The organism is Oceanobacillus sp. NCCP-135, from assembly GCF_059698015.1.
In genome coordinates this window covers 18804-37047 of record NZ_BAAKSZ010000024.1, presented here as the reverse complement: position 1 = coordinate 37047, position 18244 = coordinate 18804, and the positions used below count along the sequence as shown (strand labels likewise).

Below are 18244 nucleotides of genomic sequence, written 5' to 3'. Positions count from 1 at the left end.
TGATGAATAAAGTTGGTTTTTTCCGATCAATTCAATTAAAATTTATTATTGTTTTTATTTTGTTATTGGTATTAGCGATGCAGATCATCGGCTCTTTTTTTACAGAAAGACTGGAAACAAATCTTCGCGAAAACTTTAATAAGGCAATTGATCAGAATGTGGAGTTATTGAGTTATAATCTTGAACAGGCATTTAATAAAGACCGTGAAGATGACGATGTACCAAGTCTTCAGCAGGAGGTTCAAGATATATTAGTGGATGTTCGAGCAAGTAATATAACCAATATAGAAGTTATCAATAATCAAAGTCGTGTGATTGCAGCCAGTGGCAATAGCCCAAGTAATATCGGAAATAAGACAACAAGAGATATCGTGCAACAAGCCATTTTATTTGATACCTTTCAGGAAAGAACAATGCGGGATCAGGATAATAATCAAGTGTTTGTAAAAGCTGATCCGGTATTTAATGATGAAGGAATTGTGGAAGGTGTTATTTATTTGGAAGCATCCTATGATGAAGTAAACGATCAATTGCAGGATATTAATAACATATTTTTACAAGGGTCGATTTTAGCAATTGTTACTTCAGCATTGATTGGAATCTTAGTGGCACGATCAATTACAAAGCCAATTATGGAAATGCGGGAACAGGCCCAGACAATGTCAAAAGGGGATTTCAGCCAAAAGGTAAACGTTTATGGGAAGGATGAAATCAGCCAATTAGCTGAAACCTTTAATGACTTAAACAGTCGCTTAAAGCATTCCTATGCAACAATAGAAGAAGAGCGATGGAAGCTGAGTTCTGTTTTGTTTAATATGTCAGATGGGGTTATAGCAACGGATAATGCTGGAACAATAACATTAATGAATGAGGCTGCCGGAAGATTGATGGGGTATAATCCTGATGATGTTATTGGTGAATTTTTACTAGATTTATTGCAGCTTGAGGAAAAGGTTGTGGATTTAACAGAATTACTGGAAAGCGGAACAATGATTATCGATTTCAGTAATGATGAGCAGGACTTTTTAATTCGTGCTAATTTCTCAACCGTTTTGGATGATGAGGATGAGGTAACTGGATTTATTACGGTGATAAGTGATGTTACAGAACAGGAAAAGATAGAGCAGGAGCGTCGTGAATTTGTGTCAAATGTCTCCCATGAGTTAAGAACACCATTAACAACAATGAAAAGTTATATGGAAGCTTTGACAGAGGGTGCTTGGGAAGACAAAGAAATTGCTCCTAAATTCCTTGGCGTAGCACAAAATGAAACCGAGCGAATGATTCGAATGGTTAATGATCTGCTGCAGTTATCTAAAATGGATGCAAAAGAATACCCATTAAACAGGGAGCGAACAGACTTCGTTAATTATTTTCACCAAGTAATTGACCGATTTGATATGAATGCTCCGGAACAGGTTACACTTCGAAGAGATTTACCTAAAGGGAAGTTTTATGTATGGCTGGATAAAGATAAAATGACACAGGTATTGGATAACATAATTTCCAATGCAATAAAATACTCCCCTGAGGGTGGAGAGATTCGCTTAAAAGTTGAAAATAGAAGAAACCAACTTCTAGTAAGTATTCAGGACCAAGGGCTCGGGATAGCGTATGATAAGCTGGAAAAAATATTTGAACGTTTCTACAGAGCGGATAGAGCGAGAACGAGGAAGCTTGGTGGAACTGGTTTAGGTCTGGCAATCTCTAAAGAATTAATCGAAGCGCATCATGGACAAGTATGGGCAAAAAGCAAAGAAGGCCAGGGGACGACTATTTTCTTCACACTGCCGCTGATGAATCAGAAGCGGAGGGAAATTTAATGAAACTGGAAACAGCAAAGTCATTTATATTAACGATTTTAATAGGGATAAGTTTACTGCTTACCTACGGATTATGGACCTATCAGCCAAATTATGATCCATTAAAGGAATCTGCTGTAGAGAACGAGGCGGATTTGGGTGGAATTGAGGAATCAAAAAAGAGTGTTATTGAGCCAACGTCGATTATTTTTCATTCAGATGACAAGCATTATGGATTTACAGATCCTTTACGGGCAAAAGCATTGTACAGGGATATGCAATCATGGACGTTGTATAACTTTGAAATAGGTGAAGCAAATGATAGAATTCCCGAAAATCATGAGGTTGAAGTTATTTTTCCGGATGAACTGCCGATAAATATTTTAGGAAGTCTATTCAAGTTAAATGAAGATGACATGGAACTTCCAAGCTGGCTCTTTAATCGAATTTACTTGACCTTTATTCCGGAAAATTCCTCATTAATGGTACAAGTTTTATCAACAAATGGAAATCAGCAGGCAACTGCGGTTATTAATGATGCAAGTAGTTATGAGCAATTATGGTCCTATATTTCAAATGTTGATTCAGATGTACTTAGAAACTATATCTTATTTAATGAAGAGAATACACCTATATATATTCCAGAAGCGAAAGTCAGTCTCGAATATCGCCCGGTAACGATTAATGATATAGATCCGAATTTGCTTGTTAATGCGCTATTTACTACTCCTTCAGCAGTAAGGCCAATTTACAATGAAGGTGAAAGATTATTTACGGATAGTCAACGGCAAATACGTGTTTATGAGAATGGAAGCAGTATGGAGTATTATAACCCATACACAGAGGATTCTTTCCAAACAGAAACAGTCGATTTAATTGATCGAAGTATTGTAAACATTAACGACCATTTTGGTTGGACAGAGGAATATAATCTGCTCGCAGTGGAAGGAGATAGGATCCAATATCAAATGTACTTTGAGGGATTGCCTGTCTTTGATAATTCAAATTTAAATTTGCATCTGATCGAACAGAGATGGATGAATCAGGAATTATCTTTATATCAACGTCCTTTATTTACATTGGATACCTCATTTTTTGCAGAAACAGTGCAATTACCTTCAGGCAAGGATATTGTCTACTATCTGGAAAGTAACCAAAACTCAGATTATAATCTGGCAAATATCGAAGACATCCAAATAGGCTATCGATTGTATTTTCAAAGTAATGACACGATAACGCTTTTTCCAGCTTGGTATATGAAATACAACGATAACTGGATTGAATTCAAATATGGAGAATTAACCCATTTTAAAGGAGGAAGATGAGAATGCAATGGAGCAAAATAAAAACCCTGTTTATTCTCTGTTTCCTCGTTTTAAATATCTATCTGGTAACCCAATTTATACAGAAACTTGATGCGGCAGATTTAGCTGTTTTAGAGGAAGGTCAGGAAGAATCGATTGAAGATAAATTAAAGTCGGAAAATATAACCTATGGTAATTTAGAATCAGATATTCAGGAGGACTCTTTTATTTCAGTAACGCAAAAAGACTTCTCTGATGAAGAGATCAATCAGTTAACTAATTTTGAGAATCAACAATCAGAAGTGATTAATGGAAACTTTATCCTTTCCTTATTTGAGGAGCCTGTTTCAATTCCGGAGAAAGCAACATCGGAAGAAATTAGTGGACTTGTAAAGAATCATCTATTGTTTCCTGAAAAGTATCAGTATTGGGGCTGGAATGAGGACATGAATGTGCTTGTTTTTTTCCAATTAAAAGATGATCGCCCATTTTACTTTAATCAAAATGGGCTGATTCTCGTATTTCTAAATGAAGCAAATGAGATGATATATTATCTACAAACCATGCTTGGTGAAGCTGAGACCCATGAGGAAAAGAAAACAATTCAGCAGCCGATTCAGGCAGTTGGGACACTGTATGATCGTAATGATCTATATCGGGAAGATGAAATAACAGATATAAACATAGGTTATTATGCAAGGATTTTAACAGAGGGTATTCAAGTATTCGCCCCAACTTGGAAAGTGGAAGTCAATGAAGAAAAGAATTATTTTTTTAATGCTATTGAAGGTCTCGTGTTTACCAGTAATGATATTGAGTTTATCAAAAATACAATGGAATCAAATATAGAAAAAATTCGGCTTTTAGATGAAGAAAATGAGTTAAGGGAAACCATTTTAACCCATCTAGATCTAAAGCTTAATGAAACAGGTAATCGGAGTGAGATGGAATGACATTACGTTTTAGTGTGTTAGCATCGGGAAGTACAGGAAATGCATTTTATATCGAATCAGAACAAGAGAAGATTTTAGTAGATGCCGGTTTAAGCGGAATAAAGCTGGATAAGTTGTTTGCAGAAATACATGTGGATCCAACACAGTTAACTGGTATTTTAGTAACACATGAACATAGTGACCATATTAAAGGCCTGGGTATTATTGCACGGAAATACAATTTACCAATATTCGCAAATGCAAAGACATGGAAGGCTATGGAAAAATCAATTGGAAAAATTTCACTGGATCAAAAGTTTCTTTTTGGGATGGAGGAAGTAAAAACATTCGGCGATATGGATATTGAATCCTTTGGCGTCTCGCATGATGCTGCTGAACCAATGTTTTATACGTTTCATCACGATGGAAAAAAGGTAGCACTCGTGACGGATCTAGGTTATGTTTCGGAACGAATTAAAAAGACGGTAGAAGCTGCTGATGCATATATTTTCGAATCAAATCATGATGTAAGTATGCTGCGTATGGGGCGCTATCCATGGAATGTGAAGCGGCGGATTTTAGGAGATTCAGGTCATGTTTCTAACGAAGATTGTGGACTGGCACTAACTGATATTGTTAGTGACCGTACGAAACGAATCTACTTAGCACATCTAAGTATGGATAATAATATGAAGGATCTTGCCCGCATGTCAGTGGACAGTGTTTTACAGGAGCGAGGAATTAAGCTTGATATATTTGATACAGATCCGAAAGTTCCCACTGCCTTATATGAAGTGGTATAAATTTGTTTATATTTTACTATATTGAGGTAATACTATAGCGAAAACAGCTTTACAATAAATGTGTGTTCAAAAAGAAGGATGGGCGGACTTTTTGAACGACCTCTATAAGGGGATAGATAAATGGGATATTATGATCAGAACTACCCACCAAATCCACATCGCAGGAAAAACCGTGGCTGGCTAGTTCCTGTTTTGCTGGGAATCATTATCGGTATATTATTAGTTGTGGTAGCACTGCCTGCGATTACGAAATCAACGTTCACTCTAGGTACTTGGGGCAATGAAGAAAACAAATCAGATGTTGGTTCCATCCAGAGTGGGGATTCACCTTTAACAAATACTTCTGTAAATGTGGATGTTTCCACACAAATAACCGAGATTGTTGCACAAATAACGCCAGCAGTTGTAGGTGTTGTCAATATTCAACGGCAAACAGATTTCTGGCAGCAGCAGGAAGGCAGTGAAGCAGGAACTGGATCTGGTGTTATCTATAAAAATGAAGATGGTACTGCATTTGTCGTTACGAATCATCATGTGATTGATGGTGCGGATACGATTGAAGTTGTTTTATCAGATGAAACACATATGGAGGCAGAGTTGATTGGAAGTGATCTGTTTTCCGATCTAGCTGTACTTAGAATGGATGGCTCAGAGATACAAAAGGTGATTGAAATCGGTTCATCTGGAAATATAAAGGTCGGGGAACCAGCTATTGCAATAGGTAATCCGCTTGGTCTGATGTTTTCCAGTTCAGTCACGCAAGGTGTTATAAGTGGAACGGAACGGACAATCCCCCAGGACTTTAACCAGGATGGGCGTGCGGATTGGCAAGCAGAGGTTATTCAAACAGATGCTGCGATCAACCCGGGAAACAGCGGGGGTGCGCTGGTTAATATAAATGGCCAGCTTGTAGGCATTAATTCCATGAAAATTAATGAAACGGCTGTTGAGGGAATTGGATTTGCGATTCCGATTGACTCTGCATTGCCAATCATTGATGAATTAGAAACTACTGGTAAAGTAACACGTCCATTTATAGGTGTGGAGATTTATTCCTTGGAAGAAGTACCGCAAACGGAATGGAGAAATACATTACATCTTCCAAATGATGTCGAGGGCGGTGTTTACGTCTGGAGTGTCGAGCCATTGTCACCAGCAGACCGTTCAGGACTACAGCGTTTTGATGTGATCACTAAGCTTGATGGTGAGCCAATCATGAATATGATCGATTTACGCAAAATCTTATATCACGAAAAGGAAATTGGTGATGAAGTTGTTGTTACTTACTATCGTGATGGAGAGCTTTTAGAAACAACAATCCAGCTTGGTACACAGTGATAAGCAGTCTACGTTTATAAAGTAAAGATCTAAAAAAGGCTATCTGCTGAGGGAGGTAGTCTTTTATAAGCAAAAAACAATAGTTATCCACTTTTATTAAAAGTTATACACAAACAGTGGATAAAATATTGATGAAATCAATATATGGTATTGAAAATATATTCCATAACAAAATAACTGGGAACATTTGTGCATATGTGGATAAAACTGTGGATAAACGGACTGCTTTTATAGTTAATATGTGCTTATCCACGGATTAATTGATTAAATTACTTTATTTGCTCGAACATCCTGCCAAATCAGTAATAGTAAAATGAGCATTACTACATCCAGTCTCGCTTCAAATGCAAAAGGAAGGAATCCTTTATTTAATAGAACAGGGATTTTTGTTATATAAAGCGCACCGAATATAATTAAGATGAGTGGGGGAATGGCAATATTCATATACATTCTTCCAGCAATCAACATTCCGCAAGCAATTTCAACGAGTGCCACTAAAAGTAGGGTGGCAGATGGAAATGGCAGTCCTAAATTAATAAATAAACCTTCGAAGTCACTAATTAACAGCTTTAAAATACCAGATGTTATAAAAACATAGCCCACCGAATAGCAGATCCATTTAGATACGTTCATATGCAATGTTAATTTCAACTAAATAACACCTCTTTGAATTAATTGTTAATACATACATATGCACAAGCAAAGACAACTTGACAAGCATTTTAAAAAATATGAAGTACGATCGAATCAATCTTGTTGCCAAGCCTATCATTTAGCCGTATAATTTCCTTTAGACTTAAGAAAAAGCAGGGGCGACCTGTTCAAAACGGACATATAATCAACGAACCATAGAGCACATAAAATTTCATGCTTGAGGTGTTGATGGTGCTGAAGGTCAAAGCTGGATCAAGAAAAGGAAGTGCAACAGTGATACGTCGTTTTTTCTCCTATTATAAGCCGCATCGGCGATTATTTATTATTGACTTTACTGCAGCAGTCATTGTTGCAATACTTGAGCTTGCTTTTCCGGTCGCAGTACAGTGGTTCATTGATGAATTGCTTCCCGGAAATAACTGGAACTTAATTTTGACAGTAAGTATCTTGCTATTATTGGTTTATTTATTGAGTACATTCTTGCAATATATTGTGACGTATTTGGGCCATAAACTCGGTGTAAACATTGAAACAGATATGCGACAGGATTTGTTTCATCATGTGCAGCGGCAGTCCTTTCGTTTTTTTGATAACACGAAAACAGGACATATCATGAGCCGGATCACAAATGATTTATTTGATATTGGTGAGCTTGCCCACCATGGTCCTGAAGACTTCTTCATTGCGATTATGACCTTTATCGGTGCATTTTTAATCATGTTTACCATTAATTTAGAGCTTGCACTGATCATTTTGTTTGCTGTACCAATACTCATTTTCTTGATTGCTTTTAGCAATATTAAGATGAATAGAGCCTGGAAGAAAATGTATGAGAATATTGCCGGAGTAAATGCGCGGGTTGAAGATGCTGTTTCAGGTGTACGTGTTGTACAATCATTTACGAATGAAGAATTTGAAATGGATCGTTTTACTAAGGATAACTACAGCTTTCGAAAAGCAAAGATCGGTGCATACAAAGTAATGGCATTCGTCCATTCAAATATTTATATGATGATGCGCCTGATCACATTAATCGTACTAGTTGTCGGAACATGGTTTACCTTTAATGATCGGATGCAAATGGGTGAGCTTGTCTTTTTTGTATTGATGGTGAATGTTCTGATGAACCCGATTCAAAAGATAAGTGCACTGCTAGAGCTGTATCCAAAAGGAATGGCAGGCTTCAAACGGTTTACGGAACTAATGGATGTTGAACCAGATGTGCAGAACCGTATAAATGCTAAAAAGGTAGAATGGTTAAATGGGAATATCGAATTTAATAATGTTACATTTGCCTATGAAAAAACACAAAAGCCTGTGTTGGAGTCACTTAGCTTCGATATCCACGCAGGTGAAACGATTGCATTTGTTGGCCCATCAGGAGCCGGAAAAACAACGATATGCTCTCTGATACCACGGTTTTATGATGTAGAAGGTGGAAGTATCACCATTGACGGCATGGATTTACGTGATATGACCAAAGAATCACTCCGTCAGCAAATTGGTATCGTACAGCAGGAAGTGTTCCTGTTCACAGGCACACTTCGGGAAAATATCGCCTATGGAAAGCTTAATGCTACTGACGAGGAAATTGAACATGCAGCATATCAAGCACATATGGAAGAGTTTATCAAGGAATTGCCAATGGGATATGAAACGCAAGTCGGTGAGCGGGGCTTGAAGCTCTCGGGTGGACAGAAGCAGCGGATCGCCATTGCCCGCATGTTTTTAAAAAATCCGCCAATATTAATTCTGGATGAGGCAACTTCAGCACTTGATACCGAAACGGAGACAATCATCCAAAAAGCGCTGGCTGAGCTATCAAAGGATCGTACAACGCTTGTCATTGCACATCGGCTGGCAACGATTAAAAATGCCGATCGGATTATGGTTGTTACACAAGCAGGAATTGAAGAAGAAGGCAGTCATGAGGAACTGTTAAAACGTGATGGGATCTTTGCTCATTTGCATAAGGTGCAAATGCGGTAGAAGTTAAGTATAAATAAAAATGTAACAGATAAGCATTAAACCCATATACACCATTGGGTTTAATGCTATTTATATTGTTAAAGTTAATTGAATATTTTAGACGTATAAAGTAAATGGAAAAAATCACAAAAAATAAGCTAAAATTTGTGAGAACATAAGATTTTAAAAGGTAAGTTCTTAAAACTATTCACCATTATATTAAAAGAGGCGATCTAAGTAACTTCATAATTTGAATACCATACTTAGGTTTATAATTAAACTCTATTCTAATCGATGGAAAACATATCAATATAATCTATAACCAGTTAAATGCACTTAATTATTTAATGATTTAAAAAAGACACTTAATTTTCCTGTTATACAAAACTATCTTGTTATTTTGGAGCAAAAGCATATCGAATTTTGACGAATAATGTCGTTATTTCCCAATAACAAACCGGTTAAATTACTGATACAATTGGTATTAAGACAACAAGAATATTCTAGTAAATATGTAAAAAGAGGTAGCTTATGAAACTCTACGTAGATATACTTATAGGTGTACTTTTATTGCGGGGAATGGTAACTATAAATTTAATTGTGAAATGGGAAAACACAGGTATATCACAAGGAAATATCACATCATGAACAAAACCTATTATATCAATATCTTAATGTTAATTACTGTTATATAGGTATAGCTATATATAGCTGCTATACATCCATTAAATACAGATACAGGACTTCCTTCCTCTAAAGTAGGCAGGAAGTCCTTTTAATAAATAAATCACTCAAGAGATTTTCTTTTTAATCCTGCTGACACTTACTGGACTTTCCTTTGTTACGATATGCAATGCTAAACCGGTAAATAAGAATCCACTGATGAAATTGCCAATTGTAACAGGAATCTGGTTCCACAACCACCAGTCACCAAAGCTGATATCTGCTCCGATCATCATTGCAGCCGGAATTACAAACATATTTACGACAGCATGCTCAAACCCTTGTGCGAAGAAAATAAATACAGGAAGCCACATGGCAACGATTTTTCCAATTGTTGAATGGGAGGTAAAGGCCATAACAGCACCCATTGTCACCATCCAGTTACATAATAATGCTTTGACAAATAAAACGATCATTCCATCAGATCCATAGGTTTGGTAATCCAATGTTTTACCTTCAGCAACAGCAATAATCTTTCGGATCATGACAGAATCCTCCACATGCCCAAACTTTGTAATATAAATACTGAACAGTGCAGCATAAAATAAACTACCAAGCAAATTCCCGATAAATGCGCAGGTAAAATTGCGGGCAATGAGCGGAACAGTTGTTTTTTTGCGCAGCTTTGCAATTGGCAGCATGGCAAATGAACCTGTTACGAGTTCCAAATTTAATAACAAAATAAGCACAAAGCCTACAGGGAAAATTGCTGCACCTATTATATCGAGTCCAGTCTGTATAGAGGCAGTAAAGGCCAAGGTTGTTGAATAGCCTAAAAAGGCACCAGATAATACCCCTTTAATTAGAATGTGATTAATCGGCAGTTTTGCTTTATTGGCTCCGGCAATTGCAATAGTGTTCACAACTTCTTTAGGTTTTACGTAGTCCATTTATGATCCCTTCTTTCTAATAGAAACATATTATTTTCAAACCATTTTACGTGAAAAACAAAAATAGGATATATGATACAAATCACAAATTTTCCTTCTTATCTTAATAAAATTGACAAATTTGTGTATGTACAATATTGTCACAGTGCAAATGTGGCAATAAATACTGACTTATCCACAAAAACCGTGGATAAACTGTGAATATGTTTTTAGAAAGTTCATAAGAGAAGTTAAACTGTGCCTATAATAGGGAAATAGAAGTAAATACGAGGAGGAGATAAAATGGAACGGCTTACGGAAGCGGAAATTATCAAGGAATTAGAAAGCCTGCCGGACTGGCAGCGGCTGGATGAAAAATGGATCCAATGTAAATACCGATTTAGAAACTTTCTCGCTGGCGTACACTTTGTAGATCAAATTGCAGAATATGCAGAAAATAAGAAACATCATCCGTTTATTTCAATTGATTATAAGGTTGTTACGTTGAAGATTTCATCTTGGCAGGCTAAGGGACTGACTGATTTGGATTTTGAAATGGTTAAGCATTTTGATGAGCTGTATGAACAAATGGATAAATAGCATGGTAGTTTCAGCACATCATTTGTCGATATTTCCCGGGAAATGATGAAATAAAGATGGAATGGAGCAGGATATATACCCATAGCTCTATTCCATATTAGAAAGTGAATTGAATAATATTTTTACAAAGGTTGTCCGATTACGCCATTTTATCGAATCGAGTTTGCTATTTCTACCAATTGCTCTGGAGAAACCTTATCAGCAACGCGTTTATCCAGACTAAGCATATATTGCCAGCCTTCTTTTTCAAAGACAAGTAAATTAAATTGATCTAGTGGCTTTGTGTAGTATAATGCTTCAGAACCATCTTGCAAGTCAAATGTCCTATCAATTAATTCTTTTTTGAATGTGATCCCTTGTTTCTTTGGGCGGATGTTTACTTTGTAATGGTTTTCAGGCATATCTTCATCAATAAGTTTCAATTCAAAGCCATCAATTTCTTCAAAACATTTGCCTAGTTGATGTGTAAATGTTAATGGCGGCTGCTTCTTTGGTAATTTTAAAACTTCTTTCAAGTGTAACTCGCAATCTGCCAACGCTTCTTCTATAGACGTATATCCAATATCAGAAAAAATATTTCCCAGTGAAGAAGGTGTATCATTGGCGTGAATACCAGTAGGATACGTAATTACTAATGCAACTAAACAGGCTATCAAGCAAAATTTCCTAATCATAAGAAGCTCCCTTTTTAGTTATTTGCTGGTAGTTTATCCCAAAGAGCTTCCATTTATCCGAATCCAGAACGAATAAGGATAGATAGGCTGCAATGTGTTGCTTCTCACTGCGGCTAGCCGAAAGCATTTCAATTTCCCATCTCTGGTATAAAAAAATGGTTGTAATAATTCCTCCTGCTCTCTACATTTGAATAATAGAAAATCCATTTACACATCCTATGTGAAAAGGAGGAAATGGAAATGAGAAAATTATTGCTGGTGATTAGCATGATATTGCTATTTACTTCAAGTTATATTGCATCAATCGATTTAAACCATACAGTCAGTGCGGAAAAGGAAATTCCTCCATATGCAAAATGGGGACAACTGGCTGTAAAGGAAACGAAATCAAAATATCCAAATGCCGAGATTATTGATTACCTGCATATAGGAAGAGAAACAAAGAATGATTCCATGGTGGAAAAGTTCAAGCTATGGTTAAAAGAGGAAAACAAAGAATATGGTGTCTTTATAAATATAGAATTTAATAGTAAAACGGATCAAGTTCTTGCAATTACTTTTAGGGAATCCGCTAAATAAGATCATCTTGTACTCATCCTAATTCTATAACTTCCTAACTATGCTTTTTTGCCGAAATCAGGCAAAGTTGAGAGAGAAGCCTATAAAGTTGAGAGATAATTGTAAATTCCCTTGTTTTCTCTCCACTTCTACCCAGTTACTCTCAACTTTTCCGTTTTTTCTCTCAACTTTCATCACTAATTAGGATGACCATTTCTCTAGCACATCATCATTTGTAACTACCGCACTTGATTCCGTTCTTAACGTAAATGTATTAAATAAATTTTTTTTAGTAATATGTAATTTCCATGATATATTGGGTATAAAGCGTTTAAAGAAGCGGTTTCTGCTAATATAGGAGTCTAAAGCCATGCCTGCTTAAAAGCAATGGTCCGCAGCGGAAAAGCAAGCCAATCAGAAACATTATAGTGTCATTTTCATCGGACTTTTTAATGATTTTAGAAAACGTTTATCCGCAATGTGGATAAACGTTTTCTAATCATTAATACTTTTTATTGACGCCTGAGATTTTCCAGTTTATTTAGCAAACGATCTAATTCCTGAGAAATTTTGATTATTTCATCATAATTTTTCTTGTTTTCGAAAGCTTTATACATGGTATTTCTTAGCTGCTCTATCTGGATCTCCAGTGAATTCCTAGATCCCAAGTACTCCCCCCCATTCTTTATGATAGATTTTTTTCGTAACTATTATGCTCTTTAACCTTCGCAGTTAATATAAAATACGATGTAACTAAAATCACTTTGCTTGGATGAGTAAACCGCAGTCACTAGGTTTTAGAAAAAAGTATTATTATATTAGTGAAGATAAGCATTATTAATAGATAAGAAACATATCAATCACTATAATATTTCAATGTTAGAACAAGCGTTCCGATTCGTCAAATTTTTTGATATTACGTAAAAAAGCGTATGTATTAACGATGAGCTTCTGTTTATTCTCTCATTTTCTTGTTTTTTCACACTCTTTAACTAAAAAAGTCAGCCAAATAATGATAGAATGGCTCTTATATCCACTGTTTTACATAAAGGGAGGCAACACGGATGAAAGATCAGTTCAGCAGGGTAAAGGGATTTAGCGAAATATTGGATCATACCTTTCAGCTTTGCAAGCGGTATTTTTCTACATTTTTTCTTGTGTTTTTAATCATACTGGGACCGATTTTTCTGCTGGAAGCATTTTTTTTGATGGCTTCTGGAACAAGCTTCTTCAGACAGATGGGAAGTGGGAGCGGCTGGTTGGAGCAATTTATTTCTGGTTATGATGAATCATTGAGCAACAGTTTAGGATCAGATATCTTGATTGGGCTTGGAATGCTTGCCTTAACGCCAGTTGGTTATGCAGCTGTATTATTTGCTATTGTACAGATTAATAAGGATGAAAGCTTTACAGCAGGTACTGTAATCAAACAAGGTTTTTCCAGGTTTTGGCCATTGTTTGGAAGCAGTATCATTATTGCAGCGATTCTTATTGGGATAATTATTGCTGTAGCTATTTTTATTACTTTTCCAAGTGTAATTATGGGTATGGGTGATCCATTATCCGGTATAATCCTGAGCATCGTTTTATTTTTGGGAATTGGTCTTGTTGTTGCATTGCTATTTACCCGCTGGAGTTTTTACCTTGGTACAGTTGTATTTGAGGAAGGCTTTCCAGGCTTTACGGAAAGCTGGCGTCTGACGAAAAAGCATACGTGGAGAGTATTTGGTTTGTTTCTTATTGTGATTCTGATAACAACGATTGTTGGGGGTGCTATAGAAGCGATTTTTACAATTATCCTTGGGAATAGTATCCTTTATGTTATCATTGTTGATTTAATTACTATTTTGACCTCAATGATTAGTGCAGTTGCCTATGCGTTGATCTTCTTTGATCTGAAGTTTAGACAGGACGGGGATGATCTAAGGGAAATGATTGATGATTACCAAAAAAACTAGTCAGGTGATATTAGTGGAAAATCCAACAAAGGCAAAGGAAGAACTGCAGGAAATTTTAAATCAGAAGGAATACCAGATTTATTACGAGGATAATCGAAACTTCCTCGAAATCTGGTGGGATCGTAGTAAAGCATGGTTTCGAGACCTGTTGTCAGAGTGGTTATCAGGATTTGAGCCATCGAATGGGTTTGCGGACACCCTGCTCGTAATACTAATAGGGGCGGTTGTATTGCTGGTGTTATTTGGCTTATTTCTGTTCCTGCGATCGACTAAAAGAAAACGCTCATTACGAGGCGATCAGCCTTTTCAATCATTAAATGAAATGGAATGGTCGGTGGAGCGGCATGTGAAAGAAGCAGAAAAACAAGAGCATGCTGGAGATTATTCACTTGCTACAAGGCATCAGTTTTTAGCAGTGCTGCTTTACTTTCACGAAAAGGAATGGCTTCAGGCACATGGTTGGAAAACAAATTGGGATTATTTTGCAGAATTAGAGCAAAAAAATAAGCAAAGGGCTGAAGCTTTTTACGAACTTGCCCGCATATTTGATGAGGCTGTTTATGGTAGGAGAAAGATTGAGAAAAAGGAATATCAAAGCTATCAAACGAGAACGCTGGAATGGCTTAACGAAATCGATAAAAAGGAAATCCAGGAAAGCTAAAAGGAGGCTTGGAGACAATTGCGAATTTCACAAACTGATAAAAAAACGTGGATCTGGCTGGGCGTCATGTTGCTGCTATTTAGTATGATTAGCTACTTCCTTGTTTCCAAACAACCCAAAGAATATCCTGGGTATGTTTCCGAGTCTCCTGCACCAACAGGTACGAAGGCATTTTATACGTATTTAAAGAATGAGCGTATGATAGATCGATGGAAGCATGCACCTCAGCTCTTAACCGGCGAAGATCAATTGTTACTCATGATCGAGCCGTTCTATATGCCGGAACGAGCGGAACTGGAAAAATACATCGATTATATGGAAGCAGGGAATACGCTTTTGCTCTTGAAGAATAACCCGGACGGCATGTTTGATGTTAGGACAATTCCAGTGATGACAGGTGTAGAGGAAGCGATTACGGTAACAACTAGTCAAGGAGAAAAATACAATGCATCTGTAACTTCAAATGTGAGAATACTAGAAGAAGAAGCGGATGAAGTGTTACTGAGGGATGAAACAGGGGTGATTGCACTGAAGCGTACTTTTGGTGATGGTAGCCTGATTGTAGCGAATTCGCCTCATTGGCTGACGAATGATTTCATCACGGAGGAAGACCATGTGGAGCTTATTTCTGCACTTTTGCAAACAGAAAGGCAGTACAGAAGTCTATTAATTGATGAATATATCCATGGATCAGGTAATAAGCCTTCGATAGCTTCCCTGTATCCGAAATGGCTGCTAGTTCTCACATTGCAGTTCATTGGACTGACATTCCTGTGGTTGTGGTATCAAGGAAAACGCTTTGGACCAATAAGTGAACCAAGAGAAGCCACAGTCCGCTTCAGCAATGAGCAGACGACGGCACTTGCAGCATGGTATCAGCGGGGACGAAGATATCAGGATTCCTTGACGCTGCAAGCAGATTATTTAAAATTACGACTGCAGGAAAAATGGGGGATCCCTTACCTGAAAAATTGGCAGGAATGCAGTGAACTGATCACTAAAAGAGGCAGTCAACTGTCCGAGGAAGAGGCTCGAGCATTCACACAGGGTCTGGAAAGTCTATTAAACAAGGAATCTGTCCATAAACAGGAATACGTAGCCTGGTCCGGGAAAATTGACCAGCTTAGGCGAGAGGTGGAAGAGGAATGAATAGTCAGCTTAAAAACGTAATCAATGCATATGAAGAACGAATTCTAGGCCAGTCAACGAATCTGAGATTATTATTATCTGCTATTTTATCAGGAGGTCATGTATTAATCGAGGGGGTTCCAGGAACTGGGAAAACACAAATGGTACGGACGTTATCCAATTTAATTGGTGGTGAATTCAGGCGGATTCAGTTTACACCAGACCTACTGCCATCGGATATTACAGGAAGTACTATTTTTAACATGAAGGAAAGCACTTTTCAAACAGTGAAAGGACCAATCTTTGCCAATATTGTTTTGGCAGATGAAATCAACCGAACACCTGCCAAGACGCAGGCTGCATTGCTTGAGGCGATGGAAGAAAGACAGGTAACGATACAGGGGGAAACCTATCCGCTGCCAGAGGTATTTTTCGTTGTGGCAACACAGAATCCAATTGAATTTGAAGGTACCTATCCACTTCCGGAAGCACAACAGGACCGTTTTTTATTTAAATTAACGATGGACTTCCCGGAGCTTGAGGAAGAGACGAATGTATTGAAACAGGTACTAGAACGCCGTTATACGGATGAATCCATTGCTGCTATTTTGGATATACCATCATTCCGGGCGATTCAAGCAGAAATGGACGCTGTAACCATTAGTGATGATGTTTTACGTTATATTATGCAGATGGTAAGAAAAACGCGAGACACCGAATCAATTCGATTTGGGGCAAGTACGAGGGCAGCTATTTCAATGGCTAAAGCTGCAAAAGCCTGGGCTTATTTAGCGGAGCGTGATTACGTAACACCAGATGATATAAAAGTCGTAGCCAAGCCGGCGTTACGGCATCGTATTCAAATTTCTCCACAGATGGAATTGGAGGGAGTTGGCTTTGACCAGATCATTGAAGAGCTTGTGGGCGCAGTTCCTGTTCCGAGATAAAGGGATATTGCCTGCAAGAAGGCTTTTAATTATTTATTTGCTGCTATCAGTCGTATTATTGCTACTGGCTTTGACAGATATTTCTTGGGTATTCCTTATTTCGGTAAATGTTTTATTCATCCTAACGTCCTTTTTTGACTTGTTAATTTTACCAAAACGAAACGAGCTTAAGGCGATACGGCGTGTAACGGATGAGATGGAGCGAGGATTAGATTATCAGGTTGAGATTGAATTAAAGAATACAGCTGCATATCCATGTGGATTTCGGATTATCGATGATTTGCCGCAGTCCTTTCAGCATACCTTCCCGATATGGGGTACAGCTGAAGCAAATTCCCAAATCCGGTTGACCTATGAAACAACAGCAATTGTCAGAGGGAAATATGAGCTGCAGATGCTATACATCCGTTACGCAAGCAGATTCGGACTTTGGGAAAGGCAGATGACTGTAGAACAAGCGGATACAGTAAAAGTCATCCCGGATTTATCAGAAACAAGACATTACTTGGAAAATGCCCAAAGCTTTTTGCTGTATGAAGGTGCGAAGATTCGCCGACATCAAAGCGGTACAGGGGAATTTTCCCGGATCAGAAATTATGTGGTTGGGGATGACCCGCGGAAAATAAACTGGCGACAAACGGCAAAGCTGCAGGAAGTGATGACAAATGAATATGAACCGGAGCATGGAAAATATATAACGATCTTAATTGATTGTGGAAGAATGATGGGCGCAGAACTGAAAAAGGGAAATCGTCTGGAAAAAACATTGGAAGCCTCGATAACTGTTGCCACCTCAGCCCTTAAAAAGGGGAATTATGTAGGTGTGTTGGCGTTCTCCAATGCTATTAAAGTGTTTGTACCACCGGCTAAAGGAATGGATCAAGTGCAGAAAATCCTGCAGTCCATCTATCACTTGCAGGCAGATGCAAAGGAATCCAATTATGCCGGGGTGCTGAGCTACTTGCAGACTGTACAGAAAAAGAGAAGCTTGATTTTACTGTTCAGCGACATCCATACATTTTTACATGAAGAAAGTACATTACATTATCTAAAACGACTAAGGCAAAAGCATTTATTCCTCATGATTGGTATAGAAGACGAAGCACTTGCCGCTGAGACGAAGCAAAGCCCGTCTACAGTACCGCTAGCCATGAGAAAGTCAATCGCTCAGCAACAGGTACTGGTGAAAAAGCGAGAGAAAGCAAAATGGGAAGCACAGGGTCTTGTCATGATCGAAGCAAAGGAAGAAAATTTAGCAACAGAAGCCGTATCTCAGGTAATCCATTGGATGAATCAGGGATTACTTTAAAGCGCTTGTAGGAAGT

General features: G+C 37.7%; 17 protein-coding genes. 13 read left to right on the top strand and 4 right to left on the bottom strand.

Annotated elements, in window-relative coordinates; all coding sequences use genetic code 11:
• Nucleotides 1–2 precede the first annotated feature (2 nt).
• The 5 genes from walK to AC6HVZ_RS15305 all read left to right on the top strand — a co-directional run bounded on the left by walK (nucleotide 3) and on the right by AC6HVZ_RS15305 (nucleotide 6179).
• Nucleotides 3–1823, top strand: coding sequence for a cell wall metabolism sensor histidine kinase WalK (walK, locus tag AC6HVZ_RS15325; protein WP_497559052.1), 1821 nt, complete (start codon nucleotides 3–5; stop codon nucleotides 1821–1823).
• Complete coding sequence (locus AC6HVZ_RS15320; protein WP_497559051.1) at nucleotides 1823–3127, top strand: YycH family regulatory protein; 1305 nt, start codon at nucleotides 1823–1825, stop codon at nucleotides 3125–3127. The genes walK and AC6HVZ_RS15320 overlap by 1 nt, the downstream gene beginning before the upstream one ends.
• 2 nt (nucleotides 3128–3129) lie before the next feature.
• The gene (locus AC6HVZ_RS15315) at nucleotides 3130–4059 is read left to right on the top strand and encodes a two-component system regulatory protein YycI (RefSeq protein WP_497559050.1); all 930 of its coding nucleotides are present in this window, start codon (nucleotides 3130–3132) and stop codon (nucleotides 4057–4059) included.
• Complete coding sequence (locus AC6HVZ_RS15310; RefSeq protein WP_497559049.1) at nucleotides 4056–4841, top strand: MBL fold metallo-hydrolase; 786 nt, start codon at nucleotides 4056–4058, stop codon at nucleotides 4839–4841. The genes AC6HVZ_RS15315 and AC6HVZ_RS15310 overlap by 4 nt, the downstream gene beginning before the upstream one ends.
• Nucleotides 4842–4961: 120 nt before the next feature.
• On the top strand, nucleotides 4962–6179 hold the full coding sequence (locus AC6HVZ_RS15305) for a S1C family serine protease (RefSeq protein ID WP_497559048.1): 1218 nt from the start codon (nucleotides 4962–4964) through the stop codon (nucleotides 6177–6179).
• 264 nt (nucleotides 6180–6443) lie between these two features.
• Here AC6HVZ_RS15305 and AC6HVZ_RS15300 read toward each other — a convergent pair whose 3' ends face one another.
• The gene (locus AC6HVZ_RS15300) at nucleotides 6444–6830 is read right to left on the bottom strand and encodes a DoxX family protein (RefSeq protein ID WP_497559047.1); all 387 of its coding nucleotides are present in this window, start codon (nucleotides 6828–6830) and stop codon (nucleotides 6444–6446) included.
• A 276-nt stretch (nucleotides 6831–7106) separates the two neighbouring features.
• Between AC6HVZ_RS15300 and AC6HVZ_RS15295 the strand changes: the two genes are divergently transcribed.
• Nucleotides 7107–8822, top strand: a complete 1716-nt coding sequence (locus AC6HVZ_RS15295; RefSeq protein ID WP_497559066.1) for an ABC transporter ATP-binding protein — start codon at nucleotides 7107–7109, stop codon at nucleotides 8820–8822.
• Between the two features lie 770 nt (nucleotides 8823–9592).
• On the opposite strand, the gene AC6HVZ_RS15290 is transcribed toward AC6HVZ_RS15295, so the two are convergent.
• Nucleotides 9593–10414 (bottom strand): formate/nitrite transporter family protein, encoded by an 822-nt coding sequence (locus AC6HVZ_RS15290; RefSeq protein WP_497559046.1) that lies wholly within the window; start codon nucleotides 10412–10414, stop codon nucleotides 9593–9595.
• A 282-nt stretch (nucleotides 10415–10696) separates the two neighbouring features.
• Here AC6HVZ_RS15290 and AC6HVZ_RS15285 point away from each other — a divergent pair, with 282 nt between their 5' ends.
• Complete coding sequence (locus AC6HVZ_RS15285; RefSeq protein ID WP_497559045.1) at nucleotides 10697–10993, top strand: 4a-hydroxytetrahydrobiopterin dehydratase; 297 nt, start codon at nucleotides 10697–10699, stop codon at nucleotides 10991–10993.
• A gap of 149 nt (nucleotides 10994–11142) precedes the next feature.
• Here the strand turns inward: AC6HVZ_RS15285 and AC6HVZ_RS15280 are convergent, their stop codons facing one another.
• A complete protein-coding gene (locus AC6HVZ_RS15280; RefSeq protein ID WP_497559044.1) occupies nucleotides 11143–11667 on the bottom strand; it encodes a hypothetical protein in 525 nt (174 codons plus the stop codon).
• 240 nt (nucleotides 11668–11907) lie between these two features.
• On the opposite strand from AC6HVZ_RS15280, the gene AC6HVZ_RS15275 reads away from it, so the two are divergent.
• Nucleotides 11908–12246, top strand: a complete 339-nt coding sequence (locus tag AC6HVZ_RS15275) for a YqzG/YhdC family protein (protein WP_497559043.1) — start codon at nucleotides 11908–11910, stop codon at nucleotides 12244–12246.
• A 491-nt stretch (nucleotides 12247–12737) separates the two neighbouring features.
• On the opposite strand, the gene AC6HVZ_RS15270 is transcribed toward AC6HVZ_RS15275, so the two are convergent.
• The gene (locus AC6HVZ_RS15270) at nucleotides 12738–12893 is read right to left on the bottom strand and encodes an aspartyl-phosphate phosphatase Spo0E family protein (RefSeq protein ID WP_497559042.1); all 156 of its coding nucleotides are present in this window, start codon (nucleotides 12891–12893) and stop codon (nucleotides 12738–12740) included.
• 396 nt (nucleotides 12894–13289) lie between these two features.
• Between AC6HVZ_RS15270 and AC6HVZ_RS15265 the strand changes: the two genes are divergently transcribed.
• The 5 genes from AC6HVZ_RS15265 to AC6HVZ_RS15245 are packed head-to-tail and all read left to right on the top strand — an operon-like array spanning nucleotide 13290 to nucleotide 18228.
• The gene (locus AC6HVZ_RS15265) at nucleotides 13290–14183 is read left to right on the top strand and encodes a hypothetical protein (protein WP_497559041.1); all 894 of its coding nucleotides are present in this window, start codon (nucleotides 13290–13292) and stop codon (nucleotides 14181–14183) included.
• Nucleotides 14164–14844, top strand: a complete 681-nt coding sequence (locus tag AC6HVZ_RS15260; RefSeq protein ID WP_497559040.1) for a DUF4129 domain-containing protein — start codon at nucleotides 14164–14166, stop codon at nucleotides 14842–14844. The genes AC6HVZ_RS15265 and AC6HVZ_RS15260 overlap by 20 nt, the downstream gene beginning before the upstream one ends.
• Before the next feature lie 18 nt (nucleotides 14845–14862).
• On the top strand, nucleotides 14863–15993 hold the full coding sequence (locus AC6HVZ_RS15255) for a DUF4350 domain-containing protein (protein WP_497559039.1): 1131 nt from the start codon (nucleotides 14863–14865) through the stop codon (nucleotides 15991–15993).
• On the top strand, nucleotides 15990–16919 hold the full coding sequence (locus AC6HVZ_RS15250) for an AAA family ATPase (protein WP_497559038.1): 930 nt from the start codon (nucleotides 15990–15992) through the stop codon (nucleotides 16917–16919). The genes AC6HVZ_RS15255 and AC6HVZ_RS15250 overlap by 4 nt, the downstream gene beginning before the upstream one ends.
• Nucleotides 16870–18228, top strand: coding sequence for a DUF58 domain-containing protein (locus AC6HVZ_RS15245; protein WP_497559037.1), 1359 nt, complete (start codon nucleotides 16870–16872; stop codon nucleotides 18226–18228). Before AC6HVZ_RS15250 ends, AC6HVZ_RS15245 begins: the two co-directional genes overlap by 50 nt.
• The last annotated feature ends 16 nt before the right edge of the window (nucleotides 18229–18244 follow it).